Below are 21,388 nucleotides of genomic sequence, written 5' to 3'. Positions count from 1 at the left end.
AAATCAATAATCCTTCAACAGCCGCTCGATGTAATCGAGTTCGATCTGCGGGCGGGACGGATCGGCGAGGCGGCGGCGCAGTTCTTCGAGGATGCGACGCACGCGCTGCACGTCGATCTCGCCGGGGATCTTCACCGTATAATCGTCAGTGAACTCGTTGTGGCGCATCGGCCGTCCGAGCGGATCGGTCGAGTTGGCCGCGCCCTGCTGGCGGCCCCGGGGATTGCCGGGGCCGTCACCCGGCTGGTCGCCGTCGCCCTGCTGCATCGCTTCGGCAAGACTCTGGGCGCCCTTGCGCAGCGCCTCCAGCGCCCGCCCCTGCGAATCGACGGCACCATCGGCATTGCCTTCGCCGAGGCGGCCGGTGGCGTCGCCCATCGCCGAATCGGCCTGATCGAGCCCATCCTCGCCGTCACCCTGATCGCCGCCCTGGCCCTGCTGGCCCTGACCTTGTTGGCCTTGTTGTCCTTGCTGGTCGCCGCGCTGGCCCTGCTGGCCGCGCTGTCCCGGGCCCATGCCGCGCTTGGCGAGCTCTTCCTGCAATTTCTTCAGCCGGTCGCGCAGGCCTTGCTGGTCCTGCTGCAGGTCGCCCATGCTCTGGTCGCCCTGCTTGCCGCGCGAGCGGTCGCGGCGCTGGTCCTGACCCTGCTTGTAGGTCTTGTCGCGGAGCTGCTGCTGCTTGCGGATCATGTCGCCGAGCTCGTTGAGCGCCTGCTCCATCTCGGAGTCGCCCTGGCCGGGCTGCGCCATCTGCAGGTTTTCCAGCATCTGCTGCAACTGTTCCAGAAGCTGCCTGGCAGCCTCCTTGTCGCCGGAGCGCGACATCCGCTCCAGCCGGTCGAGCATGCTCTTGAGATCCTGCTGGCTCAGCATCTTGGTGTTGGGATCGAGCGGGCGATCCCGTTGCTGGGGATTGTTGCGGAACTGCTCGGCGAGCTGACGCAGGAAATTATCCAGCGCGGCGCGCAGATTGTCGGTGAGCTTCTTGATCTCCTCATCGCTGGCGCCGCGCTCCAGCGCCTGCTTGAGCGCCTCCTGCGCCGCGCGCAGGGCCTTGTCGACATCGGTGATATTGCCGTCCTCGATGGTGACGGCGAGTGCCCACAGGCTGGCGACGACTTCGCGCAGCGCATCGTCGGTGCGCGCCGCTTCGAGCTGCCGCGCCACGCTGTAGAGACCGAGATAGTGGCCGGCCTCCGGCGTGAACAGCTCAGGCGCGATCATCAGCGCATCGAGCGCGGTATAGACCTGCGAATTCTGGTTGGCGTCGAGCGCCAGGATACGGCGCTGCTCGATTAGCGCGCGGGCGAGCGGCTTGGTGAACAGCCGCTCCGGCAGCCGCATGTTGTGCGGCTCGCTCTTGCCCTCATTGCCGGCCTCGTCCTTGGCCGTCAGCGTCAGCGTGACGTCGGCGCCGGCATAGGGGTCCTCGCTGAGGTCCTTCACCGTCTGCCCGACACCGTTGCGGGTGCGCGCATTGGGCAGCACCAGCGGAAACTGCGGCGGCTCGAACAGCGGCCGCGGCCCAGCCTTGTCGCCGTCCTTGCTGGCTTCCTTGTTACTGTCCTTATTGCCTTCCTTCGCCGCATCCGGCGCGCGGGCGGCAAATTGCGCGCGGGCTTCGGTGACGCCGTAATCGTCCTCGAGCTTGTAGGACATCTGCAGCGAGCCGCGGGCCTGCCGTTCCGGATCCTTGGCCAGCGAGATGGTCGGCGCCCGGTCGGCCGTCGCGGCGAAACGCCACAGCGGCTGGCCGGAGGGCGCACGGACATGCGCGGTGCCGTCGGATGCGATCTTGAAATGCCGTTCGTTGGTGCCCTTCGGCGCCTGTTCGCTCGGCGCGATCTCGGTTACCCCGCCGCCGACCACGACGTCGATGGTGCCGCCGCTGGAACGCACCAGGAGCGTGCTGCCCGAGGGAACCGACAGCGGCCCGCTCTCGGGCGAGGCCGCGTCCTTGTTGGCAGCGGACAGAATGATCGGCGGCTTGCCGGTGTAGTTCGGCGGCGTCACCCAGGCATCGACCCGGACGTTGGCAGGCGCCAGCACGCCGTTCCAGTCGAACGCCGCAGCAATACGCAGCGCGCGCTCGTCGCCAGCGGCGACATAGGCGGCCACCAGCATCACCACAACCAGCGCACGCAGCGCCCGGGGATCGTGGATCGCGAGCCGTGGCGACGGCAGGCCAGCGCGGATGCGCTTGATCGAGGCCAGCGTGCGCTCGCGCTGCTCGCGCCACAAAGCCTGCGCGATCGGGTCCTTGGATTGCAGCGTATCGGTGAGCGCGGTGGCCGGGCGATGGCGGATGCCGGTGCCGCGATCGAGCCGGCTCAAACTCTCTTCACGGGTCGGCCAGCGAAACCGCAGCAGGGGCAGCGCGGCCGCGAGCGCCAGCACGACGAACAGAGCGATGCCGATGGCGCGCGCAACGAACGGCAGCGCCAGCCACAGGCCAGCCCACGACACCACCAGAAACAATCCGATGACGCTCAAAAGCCGGGCAAACCCCGGCCAGGCGCGTTCCCACGCGATCGCATACTGAGCCCGTTGCAGGGCCTGCGTCAGCTGCAGCCGCGCAGCGCTATCCGGCTCGCGCGCGGGGTTATTAGCGGGGTCAGGGAAAACGCCGTTCAACAATCTCTCCGGGTTGCCGACAAGTCAGCCTAGCACAACGGCGGCAATGAGGCACCTGTTCCGCGGGTAACCCACACCCGGAAATACGCATAACACGAAGGCGTGACTATGCCGCCTTGAGCCCGTAATTTCTGCGCCGAACCGTAAAAATACGAGGTGGCGTGGATTGCTTTCCGCCTTCGCCGGGCTTCGGCGGACGAGCCGCTTCACGCGACATGAAAATTTGAGGAGACACCGTGGAAATCGGATTCATCGGCCTCGGGAACATGGGTTTTCCGATGGCGCGCCGGCTGATCGAGGCCGGGCATCAGCTCACCGTATTCGATGCGCGCAAGGAAGCCACCGACAAACTGATCGCGCTCGGGGCGCAGGCCGCATCCTCGCCGAAGGACGTCGCCGACCGCTGCGAGACCGTGCTGGCGAGCCTGCCGTCGCTGCAGGCTTCGCTCGAGGTTGCGACCGGTTCAGGCGGCGTGATCGAGGGCAAGCGCGTCAGGCGCTTCGTCGATCTCTCCACCGTCGGCTCGCAGATGGCTGCGAAGATTCACGGCCTGCTGGCCAAGCAGAACATCGTGCAGATCGACAGCCCGGTCAGCGGCGGCGTCGGCGGCGCCGAAAAGGGCACGCTGGCGGTGATGGTCTCCGGCCCGCGCGCCGATTACGAGACAATCAAGCCGGCGCTCGGCCTGATCGGAAAACTGTTCTTCATCGGCGAAAAACCCGGCGCGGCGCAGACGATGAAGCTGGCCAATAATTTCCTCTCGGCCACCGCGATGGTCGCAACGTCCGAAGCGGTTGTGATGGGCGTCAAGGCCGGGCTCGATCCGTCCGTGATGATCGACGTCATCAATGCCGGCTCCGGGCTCAACACGGCGAGCCGTGACAAGTTTCCGCGCTCGGTCTTGCCGCGCAGCTTCGATTTCGGCTTCGCCACCGGATTGATGGTGAAGGATGTGCGGCTCGCGCTGGAAGAGATGAAATCGCTGGGACTGTCGATGGAGGTCGCCGAAGCGGTCGGCCGGCTCTGGGAAGTCATCATCCGCGACGAGGGCGCCGAGTCGGACTTTACGGTCGCCATCAAGCCGATCGAGAAGGCGGCGGGCGTCGTGGTCGGCGGGGCGAAGGGCGGCCACGCGGCGAAGTAGCGCAGTTCCAGGTTGGCAAACGCGACCGAGTGGCGCTAGGTTTGCAACATATTTGAGTGCAAAGCTGGCCGTTGATTCGATTGATCAGTGGGACGCGCATGCCGTCTCGTTGCGTGAGTTCGAAGTTTTGGCGAAGGCGGCTACAGGCCGCCTGTGCTGCTGTTGCCGGTCTTCTCGCCCTTGTCGCAGCGGGAAACGATGCCGCCGCCAGAAGCGGCCGGAGCGAACGCCCGGTCGAGACCGTTCAGTCGCGCAGCGCCGGCGATCCGATCATGGCCATCGTCTCGCTCCACAACCAGCGCATCACCGTCTACGACGCCAAGGGATGGATCCTGCGGGCGCCGGTGTCGAGCGGCACCAAGGGACGCGAGACGCCCGCGGGCATCTTCAGCATCATCCAGAAGGTGGAGGAGCACTACTCCAACCTCTATGACGATGCCTTCATGCCGCACATGCAGCGGATCACCTGGTCGGGCATCGCTCTTCATGGCGGGGTCCTGCCGGGACGTCCGGCGTCGCACGGCTGCGTGCGCCTGCCCTACGACTTCGCCGAACGCCTGTTCGGCGAGACCAAGATAGGCATGCGGGTGATCGTGGCGCCGACCGACGTGGCGCCGGTCGAGATCGCCCATCCGCTTCTGTTCCAGCCCAAGCCCGGCGCCGTTGCCCTCGCCGCCGCCCGCGCGGCCGAGGCGCAAGAGGCGGCGAAGAAAGCGGCCAATGTGAAGCTCGCCGTGGCGACGGCGTCGCGGGAGGTCACGGCGGCCACGGCGCCGATGCGCACGGTAGAAAATCTGAAGCTCAAGGCCGCGGCGCAATTGGCCGCCGCCGAGGCTGCGCTCGGCTCTGCCAAGTCAGCGGAGGAAAAGGAGCAGGCCGAAAGCGCCAAGGCGCAGGCTGCCGCCAAGCTCGCGGAGATGCAGACGCAATGGGAGGCCGCCAAAGCCGATCTGCAACAGAAGCTGGACGCTGTCGCGTCGGCGCGTGAAGCCGCCGCAGCAGCGGAGGCCGCGCGATACCTGGCCGCCGAGGCCGCCCGCAAGATCGCGCGCGAACTGCAGCCGATGTCGGTGCTGATCAGCCGCAAGACTCAGAAGCTTTATGTCCGGCAAGCATTCGAGGCGGTCTTTGAAAGTCCCGTCACGATCGCCGATCCCGATCGTCCCATCGGAACACATGTCTTTACCGCCGCAGAGCGTACGTCCGACGACCACTTGCGCTGGAACGTGGTGTCGTTATTGAGCAGCAAGCATGCGGAGACTGCCGCGGCGCACGACCGGGCGCGCGCAAGCAGCAGCCGAGACCTCGAGCCAGCACCGACGGATTTGAACGCTGCAAAGGCCGCGCTCGACCGCATCACCATTGCGCAGGACGCGCTGGATCGCATCACGGCCATCGCGCCGCGATCCTCCCTGATCGTCACAGACGAACCGTTGAGCGCTGAAACCGGAAAAGGGACGGAATTCGTGGTGCTGCTCAGCGGCGAGCCGCAAGGCGGCATCAAGAAGCGGCGGCGCAGTACGCCAAGCGAATTCCGCTATCCCTACCCACGCGGCACACCTTTCTGGCGCTCGCCTTTTGGCGGTCCTTTTCAGAGCTGGTGAACCCGTTTCTGCGCCCTACCCCCCGCTTGGCTGGTCTTAGTATCCGTCCGGCGGTCCGATGCCCCGGAAGAGCCGACCCGGACCGCGAACAATGCGCGCCGCAGGTTGGACGCGCCAGCTTGTCCAAAGCTTCTCGTCCGATGTGCAGTACAAGAGATATTCGCCGGGATTGCGCGACGATTCGCGGCCCGCTGCCTGACTACAGGCAGAGACCCCGTTGAGCGTAAGGGGGTCTCTGATCTCTTGCGTAATTTCCAGCCAGGGGCCGGGAAACTGCTCCGATGGCAACAGCATCGGACGAGCATGGGCCGGGCCTGGCGAGCACGTCACGCTCAGAAGCGCCAAGCCGCAAAGACAAGCCGTTCGGAGTGGCTTACGCGGAATTGATTCCATGATCGCTGCTCCTCGTCTGTCGTCCCGCGGACGCTCGGTTGCTCTTCAGATCAGGAACTGTCGCCCCGGGGCGTTCGGTTCAGAAACTCAGCGACGGCCGAGCCCTGCAGCCTCCTCAATCCCGCGGACCGCCTTGGCCAATGCGGCTTCGTTGGACCGCACGAACAGGAAGCGAGACGCTGCAGATATTTCTGCATCGGCACTGCCATCTCGGCCGAGGAGGACCAATCCCGCTCCGCCATTAGCTACGGCGAGAATGACAGGCTCTCCCTTCCACGTTTTGATCGGCTCCATTGCAATGAGAAATTCGCCCATCGGCTGATCGAAGTATTGCAGCCTCAGTTGCGGACCGACCTCTGCCGCCGCCAGTCCGAAACCCAATTGTTGAGCGCGCGCATAAACGTCCGCCAGCCGAACGGTATCGGGTGGAAAGCCGAGTTCGGCGGCCGACACCGCAAATAATTCCACGCTGGTTTTCTTAGTGCCGACATTAAAGGCCGGCCGAGCGAGAATTTCCTCAGCGAGGCCGCCGATGCCACAGCCCGCTGCGTCCAACGCGTTAAGCAGCGCAAAAGAATTTGCAAAGGTCCCGACTGTAATCGTTCGCCATACCGGAACCGCGAAGACGGATTTGATCGGAGCCGGCGGTGTAACGGAGGGAGCAGCCTTGAACGTCAAACGGTTCTGCAAGACGGCTCGGGCTGTGCATTGAGCACCGGCTTCGCTCGCGAAGAAGACGATGCATGCGGTGAAGAGCATCGCAATGAAAGAATCGCCACTTTGTCTTCGCATCGAGCGATGCGATATGGCGTACCCGCTTTCCTTGTCAGCAGTTCGGTCCATAGCGACCTACCTGCGCATGCGATTGCGCGCGCCAAGGCGATCCGACAATTGCTTCAGTATGATTCGCCTGCTGTTTCACAGCAGGCAAGCCTGCCATTCAAAATTGGCGTCTGGGGTCATCGCAGCACGGGTTCGAACCGGCTTGAGTACATTGCACGGCTTCAAAAGCCGCTGCGGGACCGACGCGGTAGCGGATCAAAGCGTACTGCGATGGCGCTGTGCCGTATATGAATTAGTTTACATCCGCTCAAAACGTTTTCGGTATGGAAGTAGCGCGGACTCAGCCTTGAAGCAGACGTTACGATACCACCTGAGACTGGGCAGCATATTGATCACAACCAAGGCGCAGGCCGATCCATCGCGATCAGCTCGTCGACCTCGATGCGCGGGCGGACCACGGCGTACTGGTCGTCCTTGACCAGGACTTCCGGCACCAGCGGCCTTGTGTTGTAGAAGCCGGACTGCACCGCGCCATAGGCGCCTGATGTCATGATGGCGAGGAGATCGCCGGCCTTCGGCTCGGGCAGGTTGCGGTCGAGCGCGAGATAGTCGCCGGTCTCGCAGACCGGGCCGACCACGTCGGCGGTGATCGTCAGCGTGCCCTTGGCCGGCTCGCGCACGGGCAGGATGTCGTGGTGCGCCTCATAGAGCGTCGGGCGGATCAGGTCGTTCATCGCGGCGTCGATGATGACGAAGTTCTTGGCCTCGCCCGGCTTCACGTAGATGACGCGGGAAACCAGGATGCCGGCATTGCCGACGATCATGCGGCCCGGCTCGAACATCAGCGTGCAGCCGAGATTGTGCGTGACGCGCTTGACCATCGCCGCATAGACCGACGGCAGCGGCGGCGCTTCGCGGTCGGCGTGGTAGGGAATGCCGAGCCCGCCGCCGAAATCGATGTGCTCGATGGTATGGCCGTCGGCGCGCAGCACCTGCACGAAATCGGACAGAATCCGGAACGCGGCTTCCATCTTGCTGAGATCAGTGATCTGGCTGCCGATATGCATATCGGTGCCGGTCACCTCGATGCCCGGGAGCTTTGCGGCGCGGGCATAGACCTCGCGGGCGCGCGCGATCGGAATGCCGAACTTGTTCTCGGACTTGCCGGTGGCGATCTTGGCATGGGTGCCGGCGTCGACGTCCGGATTGACGCGCAGCGAAATCCGCGCGGTGCGGCCGGTTTCGACCGCGAGCTTCGACAGCAATTCCAGTTCGGGCTCGGATTCGACGTTGATGCAGAGAATGTTGGCGGCGAGCGCCGCGCGCAGCTCGGCTTCCGTCTTGCCGACGCCGGAAAACAAGATCTTGCTCGGCGGGATTCCCGCCGCCAGCGCGCGCTTGAGTTCGCCGCCCGAGACCACATCCGCCCCGGCGCCGAGCTTGGCCAGCGTGCGCAGCACCGACTGGTTCGAATTCGCCTTCATGGCGTAGCACACCAGCGTCTTCTCGCCGGCAAAGGCCTCGGAGAAGACGCGGTAGTGACGCTCCAGCGTCGCGGTCGAATAGCAATAGAACGGCGTGCCGACGGCGTCGGCCAGTTCGGACAGGTTGACGGCCTCGGCGTGCAGCACGCCGTTGCGATAATCGAAGTGATTCATGGCGCGCTCATAGCGTTTTCAAGCGAAGCATGTCCTCGGACTTGGTCCGGGGATGGATACCGGTTCGCGTCAAGAAAACGCGTCAAAATAAGACTCTAGTCCAGCAGCGGATCGAGCACGAATTTCTTCTTGTTGCCCTTGGGGGCAGACGGGCCTGCGTCGGCGCCGTAGGTCGGGTTGAAGACGCCAGGCTGCGCCGCGCGCTCGGTATCGGTATCCGACGTGACCCCGGCCTGCGGCGCCGCCGCGGTCGGCGGCAGATCGAGCCCGCCCTTGCGTCCGCAGCCGCCAAGCGCGAGCGCGGTGACGCTGAGCAGGATAATGGCCCATCCCGACGATGACGGGCGGAAGTTACTGATCACGACGAAATCCCCAATGCGCGGCGCACCATACAAAGATTGCCAGGGTATGGCGAGTGCCGAAGCGCCACGGACAACCATGAAATTGCAGCGAAATTTTTCTCGTCAGGCCTATTTTTGCTCTTTTTCGAGCCGTTTCAGCCAGGCCTTGGCTTGGGAAGTGACGTTCTTCGGCGCGGTGCCGCCATAGCTGGTTCGGCTTTTGACGGAGGCTTCGACCGCCAGCACGCTCAGGGCGTCAGCGGTGATTTTTGGCTCGACCTCCTGCATCGCCTTGAGCGGCAGCTCGTGCAGGGCGATACCCTGCTTCGACGCGAGGCCAACGATGCGCCCGGTGACGTGGTGGGCGTCGCGGAAGGGCATTTTCAGCGTCCGCACCAGCCAGTCGGCGAGGTCGGTGGCGGTGGCATAGCCCTCGCCGGCGGCGGCCTTCATCCTGCCCTCGTCGGGCACGAGGTCGAGGACCATGCCCGTCATGGCACGTATCGCCAGCGAGAGCGCGGCAAACGCCTCCATCGCCCCCTGCTTGTCCTCCTGCATGTCCTTTTGATAGGCGAGCGGCAGGCCCTTCATCACGATCAAGAGACCGTTGAGCGCGCCGATCACCCGGCCGGTCTTGGCGCGCACCAGCTCGGCGGCGTCCGGATTGCGCTTTTGTGGCATGATCGAAGAGCCGGTGGTGAACTTGTCGGAGAGCCGCACGAGGCCGACCAAGGGCGAGGTCCAGATCACGATCTCCTCGGCAAAGCGCGACATGTGCACGGCCGCGATCGACGCCGCCGACAGGGTCTCCAGCACGAAATCGCGGTCCGAGACCGCATCCAGCGAATTGGCCATCGGTCGGTCGAAGCCGAGCGCCTTGGCGGTCGCATGGCGATCGATCGGAAACGAGGTTCCGGCCAGCGCCGCGGCCCCGAGCGGCGATTCGTTCAGCCGCTTGCGCGCGTCAGCAAACCGGCCGCGGTCGCGCGCGGCCATCTCGACATAGGCGAGCAGATGGTGGCCGAACGTCACCGGCTGGGCGGTCTGCAGATGGGTGAAGCCGGGCATCACGGTTGCGGCATGTTCCAGCGCACGGCTAGCCAGCGCATGCTGGAAGGCGGCGAGCGCGGCGTCCGTTTCGTCGATCGTGTCGCGGACGAAGAGGCGGAAATCGGTCGCCACCTGGTCGTTGCGCGAGCGCGCGGTGTGCAGCCGGCCTGCCGCCGGCCCGATCAGCTCGGACAGCCGGCTCTCGACGTTCATATGGATGTCTTCGAGCGCGCTCTTGAAATCGAACGAGCCTTTGCCGATTTCTGACAAAATCGTGTCTAGACCCTTGCCGATATTTTTCGCATCACTCGCGGTGATAATGCCTTGTGCGGCCAGCATGGCCGCGTGGGCCTTGGACGCGGTGATGTCCTGGGCAAAGAGGTGACGGTCGACGTCGATCGAGACGTTGATTTCCTCCATGATCGCATCGGGGCGTTCGGTGAACCGGCCGCCCCACATCTTGTTGCTCATGACTTCCCAAGCCCTGTCATCTATATCGTCCGGCCGTACATCGCCCCGGCGAAACGCCGCGCCGGTTTCGACCGTAACTCCACCGTAATCTTGCGCCCTGCATAGCCATATCTGACCCAGGATGACAAACGATATGCCCGAAATACCCCCGCCCCGCCCGGCCTCGCGCCGGCTCCCGATCGCCATCGGCGCGGTGGTGGCCGCGGGCGTCGTCGGCCTCGGCGCATTTTACGGGCTCGGCGGCCTCAAGCGCGGCACGGGTGGCGATCCCTCCTGCACGGCCGCGGTCGAACTGGCCCGCAAGATATCGCCGCTGGCCCACGGCGAGGTGGCGGCGCTGACCATGGCGACAAGCCCACTGAAGCTGCCCGACCTCGCCTTCGAGGATGCCGAGGGCAAGCCGCGGAAACTGTCGGAATGGCGCGGCAAGACCGTGCTGGTGAACCTCTGGGCCACCTGGTGCGTGCCGTGCCGCAAGGAGATGCCGGCGCTGGATGCTCTTCAGGCCAAGCTCGGGGCTAAGGATTTCGAAGTGATCGCCATCAATATCGACACCCGCGACCCCGAGAAGCCGAAAAACTTCCTGAAAGAGGCCAACCTGACCCGGCTCGGCTACTTCGCCGACTCAAAAGCCAAGGTTTTTCAGGACCTTAAAAGCATAGGCAAGGCGCTGGGCATGCCGACCTCGGTGCTGGTCGACGCCCAGGGCTGCGAGATCGCCAACCTCGCCGGTCCCGCCGAATGGGCCAGCGACGATGCGATCAAGCTGATCAAGGCCGCGATGCAGCCGATGAAGGCGGGGTCATAGCGACCGCGGGTCGATCGCCCCGCCCTTATCGAATCCCGACCGTCAGACCTCGTCCTGAGGAGCGCGTCTTCGCGCGTCTCGCAGGATGAATGGCACGAGCCGGGCCGCATGGTTCGAGACGGCGCTTTGCGCCTCCTCACCATGAGGGTCGAACAGGAATTTCAGGCCGTAACGTTCAGATTGCCGCCGACGCCGGGGGCGAGATTGGCGGTCGAGGGGATGCCGAGCAGCGTCTGGACCGCGGCTTTCTCCGCGTCCGCATTCTGCTTGATGATCGAGGTCTGGATCTGCTGCTGCGTGCCCGCCGATTGCATGGCGAGCATGCTTGAAACCATAGCCATCATATCCATACGCAGCACTCCTTAAACGCGAGTGCACCCTACCCCGGCACCGGTTAACGAATGCTTGGAGATCGTGCGCGGTAGTGCGCGGTAGAGAGGCGGACCAAGTACAACCAAAAACTCGTGGAGCCGCGGTGCGTCTTCCATCGTGTCCCGGACGCGGAGCAGCGTGCAACGCTGCTCCGCTGAGCCGGGATCCATATGCGGCTGGATGGAAATAAAATATGTGGCGGACCCCGGATCAGCAGCGCATCACTTCGTGCTGCGCAGCATCCGGGGAGCGCCGCCGTTAGCGCGTCGGAACCGGCTTGTCGCCGCGATAATCGTAGAAACCGCGCTGCGTCTTGCGGCCGAGCCAGCCGGCCTCGACGTATTTCACCAGCAGCGGGCACGGCCGGTATTTCGAATCGGCGAGCCCCTCATGCAGCACCTGCATGATGGAGAGACAGGTGTCGAGGCCGATGAAGTCGGCCAGTTCCAGCGGCCCCATCGGGTGATGCGCGCCGAGCTTCATCGCCGCATCGATCGCCTCAACGTTTCCGACGCCCTCATAGAGCGTGTAGATCGCCTCGTTGATCATCGGCAGCAGGATGCGGTTGACGATGAAGGCCGGGAAATCCTCGGATACCGCGACCTGCTTGCCGAGCTTGCCGACAAACTCCTTTGATGTGTCGAAGGTGGTGTCGTCGGTGGCGATGCCGCGGATCAGTTCGACCAGTTCCATTGCCGGCACCGGATTCATGAAATGAATACCGATGAAGCGCTCGGGACGATCGGTCGAGGCGGCGAGGCGCGTGATCGAGATCGACGACGAGTTGGTGGCGACGATCGCCTCCGGCTTCAGCACCGTACAGAGTTCGTGAAAGATCTTGCGCTTGACCTCTTCCTTCTCGACCGCGGTCTCGATCACGAGATCGCAATCGGCGAGGCCATCCAGCGACTCGGTCGAGGAGATCCGAGCCAGCGCCTGCTTGCGGGCGTCGTCGGTAATGGTCTGCTTGGCGACCTGGCGCGACAGATGACCGTTAATGGTTGCCATCGCCGACTTCAGCCGTTCGTCGGAGACGTCGTTGAGCACCACGTCGAAGCCGGCGAGCGCCGCCACATGCGCGATCCCGTTGCCCATCTGGCCCGAGCCGATCACGCCGACCTTCTTGATTGTCACCGCCATTTTGTCATCCACCGGAACGGCGCGCATATCGCGCCTGTTCATCTCCAAACCTGAGATACGATACCATCGAACCCGAGGTTTCGGTCCCACCATTGGCACGTAATCTTCACGCGAAGCTTAATCCACTTCGCCCGCAACCGCTTAAGGTAAATAATCGGCCGGACGTTGCGCGTCCGGCCGATCTGACTTTTTATTTCCCGAGCTTGCCGAGTGCCTCGGTCAGCTCCGGAACCGCCTGATAGAGGTCGGCGACCAAGCCATAATCGGCAACCTGGAAGATCGGCGCGTCTTCATCCTTGTTGATCGCAACGATCACCTTGGAATCCTTCATGCCGGCGAGATGCTGGATTGCGCCCGATATGCCGATGGCGACATAAAGTTCCGGAGCGACCACCTTGCCGGTCTGACCAACTTGCCAATCGTTCGGCGCGTAGCCGGCATCGACCGCGGCGCGCGAGGCGCCGACGCCTGCGCCGAGCTTGTCGGCGAGCGGCTCGATATATTTGGCAAAATTCTCGCGGCTCTGCATCGCGCGCCCGCCAGAGACGATGATCTTCGCCGAGGTCAGCTCCGGACGGTCGCTCTTGGCGACCTCCTCACCGACGAAGCTGGAAAGGCCCGGATCGGCCGCAGCGGCGGCATTCTCCACCGGCGCACTGCCGCCCTCGCCAGCCGCGGCGAAAGTCGAGGTGCGCACCGTGATGACCTTCTTGGCATCCTTGGACTTCACTGTCTGGATCGCGTTGCCGGCATAGATCGGCCGCTCGAACGTGTCAGGCGAGACCACCTTGGTGATCTCGGACACCTGCATCACGTCGAGCAGGGCCGCGACGCGCGGCATCACGTTCTTGAAGCGCGAGGTCGCGGGCGCGACGAAGGCGTCATAGCCGGAAGCCAGCGACACAATCAGCGCGGCCAGCGGCTCGGCGAGGTCATGCGCATAGGCCGCGTTGTCGGCAAGCAGCACCTTTGTGACGCCGGCCAGCTTGGAAGCGGCATCGGCCGCCGCCTTGGCATTCCCGCCGGCGACAAGCACATGCACGTCGGCGCCGAGCGCAGCGGCTGCCGTCAGCGCCTTGTTGGTGGCGTCCTTGATCGACGCATTGTCGTGTTCGGCAATCAGAAGCGTCGTCATCAGAGCACCCCGGCTTCGGTCTTGAGTTTGGATACCAGCTCGGCGACGTCCTTGACCTTGACGCCTGCCTTGCGGCCCGCCGGTTCGGCAGTCCTAAGAACTTCGAGACGCGGCGAAAGATCGACGCCGTAGTCGGCGGCGCTCTTGTCGTCGATCGGCTTCTTCTTCGCCTTCATGATATTGGGCAGCGACGCATAGCGCGGCTCGTTGAGGCGCAGGTCCGTGGTGACGATCGCTGGTCCCTTGAGCTGCACGGTCTGCAGGCCGCCGTCGACCTCGCGCGTGACCTTGAAGTCAGAACCGTCGACTTCGAGCTTGGAGGCGAAGGTCGCCTGCGACCATCCGAGCAGCGCCGCCAGCATCTGGCCGGTCTGGTTAGAGTCGTCATCGATCGCTTGCTTGCCGAGAATGATCAGGCCGGGCTTCTCCGCCTCGGCCACGCCCTTCAGAAGCTTGGCGACCGCCAAGGGCTCGACGTTGCCTTCGGCCTTGACGAGGATGCCGCGGTCGGCGCCCATCGCAAGCCCGGTCCGGATCGTCTCGGAGGCCTGCGCCGGACCGATCGAAACCACCACGACCTCGGTCGCCTTGCCGGCCTCCTTCAGCCGCAGCGCTTCCTCGACCGCGATTTCGTCGAACGGATTCATCGACATCTTGACGTTGGCCAGTTCCACGCCCGTTCCGTCGCTCTTGACGCGGACCTTGACGTTGTAATCGACCACCCGCTTTACCGGCACAAGAACCTTCATCGATCCTCTTTCGCTTGAATTCTGGGGTTAATTGGCTTGGTATCAGCTTATATTGACTTTGGGCGCGGAACCTAAAGGCCCCGCTATCGCCGGTCAACGCGCGAAAGCCAAAAATCAGCCCCGGGAAACGCCTTACTTTAGCGGTTCTGACCCGGCACCCACAACACATCTGCCGCCCCATTATCGTTCATGGCGCGGCTGGCGACGAACAGAAAATCCGACAGGCGGTTCATATATTGAATGGCAGCCCCGCTGACCGGCTCCTCGGGGCTGGCCGCGAGTTCCACCATAATCCGTTCCGCCCGGCGGCATACGGTGCGGGCGAGATGCAGGTATGCGGCAGCAGGGGTGCCGCCGGGCAGCACAAACGAGGTCAGCGGCGCGAGGTGCTCGTTGAGTGCATCGATGTCGCGCTCGAGACGTTCGACCTGGCTCGACAGCACCCGCAAGCGTTCCGCCTTGCCCTCGCGCTGGGGCACCGCGAGATCGGCCCCGAGATCGAACAAATCGTTCTGGATCCGGCCGAGCATCGCATCGAGGTCGCGCGCTTCGCCAAGATGCAGCCGCACCACGCCGATGGCGGCGTTGGTCTCGTCCACGGTGCCGTAGGCGCTGATGCGCAGATCGTATTTCGGACGGCGCTCGCCACTGCCGAGCGCGGTGGTGCCGTCATCACCGGTTTTGGTATAGATGCGGTTGAGCACGACCATCGGCGCGTCCCTCTCTATCTTGATCTTGCCTTCAGCGGCCGATCGCCCAAACCACCACCATGGTGATCACGATGGCGATGAACTGCAGCAATACCCGAAGCCGCATCAAATTCTGCGAGCGGCTCGGCGAGCCGCCCCGCATCATGTTGACGAGGCCAAGCAGCAGCACGATAGCCACCGCCGCAACCGCGATGGGAAGAACGATTGAACTCAGAAAAGATGTCATTGGCGCTACATAACACCGGGAAGCGCCGACTTCCACACGTTCACACCCCTCGCGTAACCGCTCGACGATCTGGCTTTTAGGCCAGTAATATCAGATGCTAGCCCCTATCTTGAGACGAAATCTTGAGTCTTGAGACGAAGTCTTGAGGCCATATCTTTGGACCGACCGCCATCGCCCTGATCGAGGTGAGATGTGAGGCTCATTCGCTTTGTCTACCTCGTCGTGATGGAGGCGTTCTACACGTTCCTCGCCGATGACGGCTGGGCGATCGCGAGCCATATCGCGCTATCGACGTTGATGGCGTTGTTTCCGTTCCTGATCGTGCTGACCTCGCTGGCCGGCTTTTTCGGCTCCAAGGAGCTCGCCGACGGCGCCGTCGGGCTGCTGCTGCAGACCTGGCCGCAGCAGGTCGCGGACGCGCTGTCGGGCGAAATCCACGACGTCCTGACCACCACGCGCGGCGATATCCTGACGGTCGGCGCAGTGCTCGCGGTCTATTTCGCCTCCAACGGGGTCGAGGCGCTGCGGGTCGCCTTGAACCGCGCCTATTCGGTGGTCGAGCCGCGGGCCTGGTACTGGCTGCGGCTGGAATCGATCGGCTACACGCTGGTGGCCGCCATCACGTCGCTCCTGATGGCGTTCCTGATCGTGCTCGGCCCGCTGATCCTGGAAACGGCGCGCCGCCATATTCCGTTCTTCGTCGAGAGCAACGAAAGAGTGCTGTTTTTCGCCCGCTACGGCATCACCATCAGCGCGATGATCGTGGCGCTGTTCGTGCTGCATGCATGGCTACCCTGCGGACGGCGAAGCTTCCTGCAGATCCTGCCCGGCATCGTCTTCACGATGGTGGCATCTTTGATTTCGGGCATCGTATTCGGCCAGTATCTGGCGCGCTTCGCCAGCAATTACGTGACGATGTATGCGGGGCTCGCCTCGGTCATCATCGCGCTGGTGTTCCTGTATTTCATCTCCGCGATCTTCGTCTATGGCGGCGAATTGAATGCGGCCATCATGAAGTCGCAGTTGCCGAAGGGGCTGTCGCTTCATGCAGCGCAGTCGCTAAAGCGCGGGGAGACACGGGCTTAACCAGGAAGATATCGGCGCCGGCGGCCCGCGAGGCCGCCTCGTCCTCGCTCCGGCCGGAGATGCCGATGATCGGAATGCCGCCGAGCGGCGCCTCCAGCGCGCGAATGCGCCTGATCGCCTCCACGCCGTCGATGCCCGGCAGCACCATGTCCATCAGCACGGCGTCGAAGGCGCCGTGCGCGAGCCGCTCCGGCGCCGCCTCGCCCTGACCGATGAATTCGGCCTGATGGCCGAGTTCGGTCAGGATCGTATTGAGCACGACGCGGCCGAACGGATTGTCCTCGACACTAAGCAGGCGCAAGGACCGCAGCGCCCCGGTCGAGACCTCGCCGTCGGCGCCGGACGGCGCGGCGACCGGGCCTTGGGCGGAAGACATCACGACGGTGAGGGTAAAGGTGGTGCCGCCGCCGCGCCGCGGCATCACGGTGACGTCGCCGCCCATCGCGCGCGCCAATTGCCTGACCGATGACAGGCCGAGCCCGGCGCCACCGAAACGCGATGCGATCGAGACATTGGCCTGCGAGAACGGTCGGAACAGCCGCTTGATCTCACTCAATGTCAGGCCGATGCCGCTGTCGGAGACCGCGAATGCGACGCCGACCTTGTCCTTCGTGCCGCGGACCGGCGTGACCTGCAGCGCGACACTGCCCTGGTCGGTGAATTTCACGGCATTGTCGATCAGGTTCTCCACCGCCGCGCGCAGACGGACGGGATCACCGACCGCAAATCCGGGCAGCTTGTCCGAAATGGTCACCGATGATTGCAGCCCCTTCGCCGCCGCGCGGCCGGTCAGCGAATCACCGGCATTGCGGGCGAGCGTGCGCAGATCGAAGAAATCCTGTCGCACGTCGAGTCCCGGCCCGCTGCTGCGCGCCGCATCGACGAACAACGTGGCAAGGCTGGCCAGATGCTCCGCGCCGGCCTTGATGGTGTCGACCCAGCGCCGTTCGCGCTCCTTGAGTTCGGATGTCGCCAGGAGGTTGCTGATCGCCAGAATGCCCGTGAGCGGGGTGCGAACCTCGTGCGCAAAGGCCGCCAGCGCGGCCTCGACCGTGTCAGAGGCTGAGACCGCAGACTTGCGCGCGGCGCGCGCCGTCGCCGAAGCGCTGGATACGCGCTTCTTCGCTCGCCGCTTCTTTGTTGGGCGTGTGACGCGCCGTGAACGCTTCGCCGCCATTGATCCCCTTCCGCTGCCGCGCCAGCATGACACGCGATGGCGGCCGGTGTCACGGAGTCGTTTTCAACAACTCCCAGTAGAATTACGGGATTGGTCGATTAGTCGGATAGGCCGACGAGCCGGCGAATTCCCGCTGGCGGGACGCCTTGCTTGCGCAGTTCACGCAAGCCCGCCGCCTTTGTCGACTTCGACAGCTTCTGCCCCGACGCATCCGCGACGAGCCGGTGATGCCGATACACCGGTTGCGGGATACCAAGTAGATGTTGCAACAGGATATGTACGCTGGTCGACCAGAACAGGTCCCTGCCCCGCACCACATCGGTGACGCCCTGCAGGGCATCGTCGATCACGACCGAGAGGTGATAGCTCGTCGGCGTCTCCTTGCGGGCGAGGATGACGTCGCCCCAGGCCTCGGGCTGCGCACTCACCACGCCGGTCTCGCCTTCGGGGCCTTCGCCATGCTCGGTCCAGGTGAAGTGATTCGCACGGGCCAGGACCGCCGCCATATCGAGCCGCAGCGCGTAAGGCGCGCCCTGCCCGATCAGCCGGCTGCGCTCCTCCGCCGGCAGCGATTTCGCGGCGCCCGGATAGAGGGGCGCGCCGTCAGGGTCGCGCGGCCAGGGCGCGCCGGTCTCGCGCGCCGCGATCAGGCGGGCGATTTCCGCGCGGCTCTCAAAACTCGGATAGACCAGGCCCATGGCGGACAATTGTTCGACGGCCTCGCGGTAGCGCGCAAAATGCTCCGATTGCCGCCGCACCGGCATCTCCCAGGAGATCCCAAGCCAGGCGAGGTCCTCGTAAATCGCCGCCTCGAATTCCGGCCGGCACCTTGTGCCGTCGATATCCTCGATCCGCAGCAGGAAACGGCCGCCCGTTTGGCGCGCGAGGTCGAAGTTGAGCAGCGCCGAATAGGCATGGCCGAGATGAAGGTAGCCATTCGGACTGGGGGCAAATCGGAAAACGGGTGGCGGCATTGATCTCTTTCACGGGACATGGTGGTTTTAAGGGGCAATGACCGTTCACCTCAACAGCCAGTCCGACCTCGAAGACGCCGTCCATGCGCTGGTCAGGCAGGATACGCGGCTGAAGCCGATCCTCGAAGTGACGGGCATGCCGGCACTGCGGCAGCGCGAGCCGGGATTCGCCGGGCTGGCGGCGATCGTGTGCGGCCAGCAGCTGTCGACCGCCAGCGCCGGCGCGATCTGGGCGCGGCTCGTGGCGGCGTTCGATCCGTTCGATCACCACGCGGTCGGCAAGGCGCGGACCGATCGTCTCGGGCGGCTGGGGCTGTCGGCCGCCAAGATCAAGACGCTGAAGCATATCGCGCGCGAGCTTGCAGCCGAGCGGCTGAACCTGGAGGTGCTGGCGGAAGAGGACGCGGATGCCGCGCATCATACGCTGACCGCGCTGCCCGGCATCGGCCCGTGGACCGCGGACGTCTATCTCCTGTTCTGCCTCGGCCATGGCGATGCCTGGCCGGCCGGCGATATCGCCATCCAGGAAGCGGTCAAGGTCGGGCTCGGCCTGAAGGAGCGGCCGACGCCGAAGCAGATGACACCATTGGCCGAGCCCTGGCGGCCCTATCGCGGCGCCGCCGCGCATTTGTGGTGGAGCTATTATCGCGTCTTGAAGAAGCGCGAAGGCGTGCTGGCGAGCGAGGCTTGATCTTGTCCCGGACGCGGTGCGGCACGAAGTGACGCGCCGCTGAGCCGGGACCCATCTCACCTTCTGGTTCGACCGCCGCTGGACCCCAGCTCAGCAGCGCATCACTTTCGTGATGCGCTGCGTCCGGGGAACGGAAACTTGCCATCACCCCCGCAGCTTCACCCGATCCTCCCGCGCGGAAGTCGTGACGAAATCGATCACCGCGCGCACCGCGGGCAGATCGACGAGATCGGGATGCGCGAGCAGCCAGAGGTCGGCCACGCTGACGAGCTTTTGCGGCGCGACGCGCACGAGATCGGGGTAGGCGGCGGCGACAAAGCAGGACAGCGTCGATATTCCCAGCCCAGCGCGCGCCGCGGCGAGCATGTCGCCCTGCGACGAGCATCGCATCACCACCTGCCCCTGCCGCGTGATGAAGTCGCTCCAGCGCGCCAGGCGCTCGTTCGACAACCGGTCGGCAAACCCGATGACGCTGTGGCCCCTCCATTCGTCGCGCCGTTCGGGCAGGCGGCGCCGCGCGGCGTAGTCGCGCGAGGCGTAGAAGCCGGTGCCGAGGCGGCCGATCTTGCGCCCGATCAGGTTCTCCTCGCCGCTGTCGACCGGGCGTAACACTACGTCGGCCTCGCGGCGGCGCACGCTGGCCGGATACGGATGGGTGATGACCTCGAGCTGGATATGGTCATGGGCGCGCAGGAACGGGCCGAGCCGCGGCATCAGCCAGTGCGAGGCGAGGGTTGAACCGATCGACAGCTTGACGACGCCCCGCGCCTGCGCGCCGGTGGCGGAGACCGCGGCCTCCGCGCGCAACGCCGCCGCCGACATCGCCTCGACATGCTCGTGAAACTTGCGGCCCTGCGAGGTCAGCGCCAGACCGTCATTGGAACGCGCAAACAGGGGAATGCCGAGCTGGCTCTCCAGCTCGGCGATCTTCCGCCCCACCGTCGGATGGCTGGAACGCAGGCGGCGCGCCGCGGCCGCGAAGCTGCCTGTTTCGGCAACCGCGACGAAGCTCTTGCACAGGTCCCAGTCCATCGGCGCTTCACCCCGCTACAGATTTCAGCCTGTTCATATTTGGATGAACACCCGTTCAATATTGAACAGGGAGCGCCTGCCGTCCAGCTTTATAATGGCGGCCAATATGACTGGCCCGGCCGGCGGCTCCGCCCGCAGTCCGGTGCCCTCAACCAACATCATGATGCGCGCCGGCCCTGACCGCCTTGCGCCGCAAAGGGAGGAACTGAATGCCGTTGCCCGCTTCGCTCGCCGACAAGCTCGAACTGCCCGTGGTCGGATCGCCCCTGTTCATCGTCTCCCGGCCCGAGCTTGTGATCGCCCAGTGCAAGGCCGGGATCGTCGGCTCGTTCCCGGCGCTGAACGCGCGCCCGGTGGAAAAGCTCGACGAATGGCTGACGCGCATCGAGAGCGAGCTCGGCGAATACAAGGCGAAGAATCCGACCAAGAAGGTCGCGCCCTACGCCATCAACCAGATCTGCCATTCCTCCAACGACCGCCTGATGAAGGACATGGAGACCTGCGTCAAACACAAGGTCCCTGTTATCATCACGTCGCTGCGCCCGCCGATCGAAGTCGTCGAGGCCGCGCATTCCTATGGCGGCGTGGTTTTCCATGACGTGATCAACGTCAAGCACGCGCGCAAAGCCGCCGAGCACGGCGTCGACGGGCTGATCCTGGTCTGCGCCGGCGCCGGCGGCCATGCCGGCACGTTGTCGCCGTTCGCGCTGCTGCGCGAGGTCAAGCAATGGTTCAAGGGCACCGTGCTCTTGTCAGGCGCGATCTCCGACGGCTGGGGCATCGCCTCCGCGCTCGCGCTCGGCGCCGACATGGCCTACATGGGCACCCGCTTCATCGCGACCGCCGAAGCCAATGCCGATCCGGCCTACAAGGCCGCGCTGATCGAGCACGCCGCGCACGACATCGTCTATTCCAACCTGTTCACCGGCGTGCACGGCAATTATCTCGGCCCCTCGATCGTCGCCGCCGGCCTCGATCCCGCCAACCTGCCGCAGAGCGACAAGTCGAAGATGAATTTCGGCTCCGGCGGCAACACCAAGGCCAAGGCCTGGCGCGACATCTGGGGCTCCGGGCAAGGCATCGGCCAGATCGCCGACGCACCGCCCGTCGCCGAACTGGTGGAACGGCTCAAGGCCGAGTTCGCGGAAGCCGGCAGCGATTTCCTCCGGCGGGCGAGCGCGTAACTTTTCGCGCACCGCCGACGTCAAC

General features: G+C 64.7%; 20 protein-coding genes. 6 read left to right on the top strand and 14 right to left on the bottom strand.

The annotated features are described in order from the left end of the window. Positions 1–3 precede the first annotated feature (3 nt). The gene (locus tag QA643_RS04675; protein WP_283032037.1) at positions 4–2,634 is read right to left on the bottom strand and encodes a TIGR02302 family protein; all 2,631 of its coding nucleotides are present in this window, start codon (positions 2,632–2,634) and stop codon (positions 4–6) included. Between the two features lie 236 nt (positions 2,635–2,870). Between QA643_RS04675 and QA643_RS04670 the strand changes: the two genes are divergently transcribed. Both QA643_RS04670 and QA643_RS04665 read left to right on the top strand, forming a co-directional pair. Next, complete coding sequence (locus tag QA643_RS04670; RefSeq protein WP_283032036.1) at positions 2,871–3,779, top strand: NAD(P)-dependent oxidoreductase; 909 nt, start codon at positions 2,871–2,873, stop codon at positions 3,777–3,779. Between the two features lie 98 nt (positions 3,780–3,877). After that, complete coding sequence (locus QA643_RS04665; RefSeq protein WP_283032035.1) at positions 3,878–5,383, top strand: L,D-transpeptidase family protein; 1,506 nt, start codon at positions 3,878–3,880, stop codon at positions 5,381–5,383. Positions 5,384–5,863: 480 nt separating this feature from the next. Here QA643_RS04665 and QA643_RS04660 read toward each other — a convergent pair whose 3' ends face one another. From QA643_RS04660 to argH, 4 genes are all read right to left on the bottom strand, one after another. Beyond that, positions 5,864–6,619: a hypothetical protein gene (locus tag QA643_RS04660; protein ID WP_283032034.1), complete on the bottom strand. Its 756-nt coding sequence runs from the start codon at positions 6,617–6,619 to the stop codon at positions 5,864–5,866. A gap of 332 nt (positions 6,620–6,951) precedes the next feature. After that, the gene (lysA, locus tag QA643_RS04655) at positions 6,952–8,217 is read right to left on the bottom strand and encodes a diaminopimelate decarboxylase (protein WP_283032033.1); all 1,266 of its coding nucleotides are present in this window, start codon (positions 8,215–8,217) and stop codon (positions 6,952–6,954) included. Between the two features lie 95 nt (positions 8,218–8,312). After that, positions 8,313–8,579, bottom strand: coding sequence for a lipoprotein (locus tag QA643_RS04650; protein ID WP_283032032.1), 267 nt, complete (start codon positions 8,577–8,579; stop codon positions 8,313–8,315). Between the two features lie 108 nt (positions 8,580–8,687). After that, positions 8,688–10,079: an argininosuccinate lyase gene (gene argH / locus QA643_RS04645; RefSeq protein WP_283032031.1), complete on the bottom strand. Its 1,392-nt coding sequence runs from the start codon at positions 10,077–10,079 to the stop codon at positions 8,688–8,690. A 133-nt stretch (positions 10,080–10,212) separates the two neighbouring features. On the opposite strand from argH, the gene QA643_RS04640 reads away from it, so the two are divergent. Beyond that, entirely contained in the window at positions 10,213–10,887 is a 675-nt protein-coding gene (locus QA643_RS04640) for a TlpA disulfide reductase family protein (RefSeq protein WP_283032030.1), read from the top strand. Between the two features lie 161 nt (positions 10,888–11,048). On the opposite strand, the gene QA643_RS04635 is transcribed toward QA643_RS04640, so the two are convergent. The 6 genes from QA643_RS04635 to QA643_RS04610 all read right to left on the bottom strand — a co-directional run bounded on the left by QA643_RS04635 (position 11,049) and on the right by QA643_RS04610 (position 15,219). Then, positions 11,049–11,237, bottom strand: coding sequence for a putative motility protein (locus QA643_RS04635; RefSeq protein WP_283032029.1), 189 nt, complete (start codon positions 11,235–11,237; stop codon positions 11,049–11,051). Between the two features lie 280 nt (positions 11,238–11,517). Continuing rightward, the gene (locus tag QA643_RS04630; RefSeq protein ID WP_283032028.1) at positions 11,518–12,399 is read right to left on the bottom strand and encodes a 3-hydroxybutyryl-CoA dehydrogenase; all 882 of its coding nucleotides are present in this window, start codon (positions 12,397–12,399) and stop codon (positions 11,518–11,520) included. Positions 12,400–12,589: 190 nt separating this feature from the next. After that, entirely contained in the window at positions 12,590–13,534 is a 945-nt protein-coding gene (locus QA643_RS04625; RefSeq protein WP_283032027.1) for an FAD-binding protein, read from the bottom strand. Further along, positions 13,534–14,283, bottom strand: a complete 750-nt coding sequence (locus QA643_RS04620) for an electron transfer flavoprotein subunit beta/FixA family protein (RefSeq protein WP_283032026.1) — start codon at positions 14,281–14,283, stop codon at positions 13,534–13,536. The genes QA643_RS04625 and QA643_RS04620 overlap by 1 nt, the downstream gene beginning before the upstream one ends. 137 nt (positions 14,284–14,420) lie before the next feature. Further along, entirely contained in the window at positions 14,421–14,993 is a 573-nt protein-coding gene (locus QA643_RS04615; protein ID WP_283032025.1) for a cob(I)yrinic acid a,c-diamide adenosyltransferase, read from the bottom strand. Positions 14,994–15,024: 31 nt separating this feature from the next. After that, a complete protein-coding gene (locus QA643_RS04610) occupies positions 15,025–15,219 on the bottom strand; it encodes a twin transmembrane helix small protein (RefSeq protein WP_283032024.1) in 195 nt (64 codons plus the stop codon). Between the two features lie 192 nt (positions 15,220–15,411). On the opposite strand from QA643_RS04610, the gene QA643_RS04605 reads away from it, so the two are divergent. Beyond that, positions 15,412–16,305, top strand: a complete 894-nt coding sequence (locus tag QA643_RS04605) for a YihY/virulence factor BrkB family protein (RefSeq protein ID WP_283032023.1) — start codon at positions 15,412–15,414, stop codon at positions 16,303–16,305. On the opposite strand, the gene QA643_RS04600 is transcribed toward QA643_RS04605, so the two are convergent. Next, positions 16,229–17,482: an ATP-binding protein gene (locus tag QA643_RS04600; protein WP_283032022.1), complete on the bottom strand. Its 1,254-nt coding sequence runs from the start codon at positions 17,480–17,482 to the stop codon at positions 16,229–16,231. The genes QA643_RS04605 and QA643_RS04600 overlap by 77 nt on opposite strands. 98 nt (positions 17,483–17,580) lie before the next feature. Beyond that, positions 17,581–18,456 carry a tRNA glutamyl-Q(34) synthetase GluQRS gene (gene gluQRS / locus QA643_RS04595; RefSeq protein WP_283032021.1) on the bottom strand — a complete coding sequence of 292 codons (876 nt, stop codon included), beginning with the start codon at positions 18,454–18,456 and terminating at the stop codon, positions 17,581–17,583. A 37-nt stretch (positions 18,457–18,493) separates the two neighbouring features. On the opposite strand from gluQRS, the gene QA643_RS04590 reads away from it, so the two are divergent. After that, entirely contained in the window at positions 18,494–19,147 is a 654-nt protein-coding gene (locus QA643_RS04590) for a DNA-3-methyladenine glycosylase 2 family protein (RefSeq protein ID WP_283032020.1), read from the top strand. Positions 19,148–19,291: 144 nt separating this feature from the next. Here the strand turns inward: QA643_RS04590 and QA643_RS04585 are convergent, their stop codons facing one another. Then, positions 19,292–20,179 (bottom strand): LysR family transcriptional regulator, encoded by an 888-nt coding sequence (locus QA643_RS04585; RefSeq protein WP_283032019.1) that lies wholly within the window; start codon positions 20,177–20,179, stop codon positions 19,292–19,294. Between the two features lie 209 nt (positions 20,180–20,388). Here QA643_RS04585 and QA643_RS04580 point away from each other — a divergent pair, with 209 nt between their 5' ends. Then, the gene (locus QA643_RS04580) at positions 20,389–21,363 is read left to right on the top strand and encodes a nitronate monooxygenase family protein (RefSeq protein WP_283032018.1); all 975 of its coding nucleotides are present in this window, start codon (positions 20,389–20,391) and stop codon (positions 21,361–21,363) included. Positions 21,364–21,388: the final 25 nt, after the last annotated feature.

This window comes from Bradyrhizobium sp. CB3481, assembly GCF_029714305.1.
GTDB lineage: Bacteria > Pseudomonadota > Alphaproteobacteria > Rhizobiales > Xanthobacteraceae > Bradyrhizobium.
This window is presented reverse-complemented; position numbering and strand designations above follow the sequence as displayed.

Excerpts from the sequence above, each read along its gene's own strand:
- QA643_RS04665 (WP_283032035.1), top strand. The coding sequence starts at position 3,878 with ATGCCGTCTCGTTGCGTGAGTTCGAAGTTTTGGCGAAGGCGGCTACAG.
- QA643_RS04660 (WP_283032034.1), bottom strand. The coding sequence starts at position 6,619 with ATGGACCGAACTGCTGACAAGGAAAGCGGGTACGCCATATCGCATCGC.
- lysA (WP_283032033.1), bottom strand. The coding sequence starts at position 8,217 with ATGAATCACTTCGATTATCGCAACGGCGTGCTGCACGCCGAGGCCGTC.
- argH (WP_283032031.1), bottom strand. The coding sequence starts at position 10,079 with ATGAGCAACAAGATGTGGGGCGGCCGGTTCACCGAACGCCCCGATGCG.
- QA643_RS04640 (WP_283032030.1), top strand. The coding sequence starts at position 10,213 with ATGCCCGAAATACCCCCGCCCCGCCCGGCCTCGCGCCGGCTCCCGATC.
- QA643_RS04635 (WP_283032029.1), bottom strand. The coding sequence starts at position 11,237 with ATGGATATGATGGCTATGGTTTCAAGCATGCTCGCCATGCAATCGGCG.
- QA643_RS04630 (WP_283032028.1), bottom strand. The coding sequence starts at position 12,399 with ATGGCGGTGACAATCAAGAAGGTCGGCGTGATCGGCTCGGGCCAGATG.
- QA643_RS04625 (WP_283032027.1), bottom strand. The coding sequence starts at position 13,534 with ATGACGACGCTTCTGATTGCCGAACACGACAATGCGTCGATCAAGGAC.
- QA643_RS04620 (WP_283032026.1), bottom strand. The coding sequence starts at position 14,283 with ATGAAGGTTCTTGTGCCGGTAAAGCGGGTGGTCGATTACAACGTCAAG.
- QA643_RS04615 (WP_283032025.1), bottom strand. The coding sequence starts at position 14,993 with ATGGTCGTGCTCAACCGCATCTATACCAAAACCGGTGATGACGGCACC.
- QA643_RS04610 (WP_283032024.1), bottom strand. The coding sequence starts at position 15,219 with ATGACATCTTTTCTGAGTTCAATCGTTCTTCCCATCGCGGTTGCGGCG.
- QA643_RS04600 (WP_283032022.1), bottom strand. The coding sequence starts at position 17,482 with ATGGCGGCGAAGCGTTCACGGCGCGTCACACGCCCAACAAAGAAGCGG.
- gluQRS (WP_283032021.1), bottom strand. The coding sequence starts at position 18,456 with ATGCCGCCACCCGTTTTCCGATTTGCCCCCAGTCCGAATGGCTACCTT.
- QA643_RS04590 (WP_283032020.1), top strand. The coding sequence starts at position 18,494 with ATGACCGTTCACCTCAACAGCCAGTCCGACCTCGAAGACGCCGTCCAT.
- QA643_RS04585 (WP_283032019.1), bottom strand. The coding sequence starts at position 20,179 with ATGGACTGGGACCTGTGCAAGAGCTTCGTCGCGGTTGCCGAAACAGGC.
- QA643_RS04580 (WP_283032018.1), top strand. The coding sequence starts at position 20,389 with ATGCCGTTGCCCGCTTCGCTCGCCGACAAGCTCGAACTGCCCGTGGTC.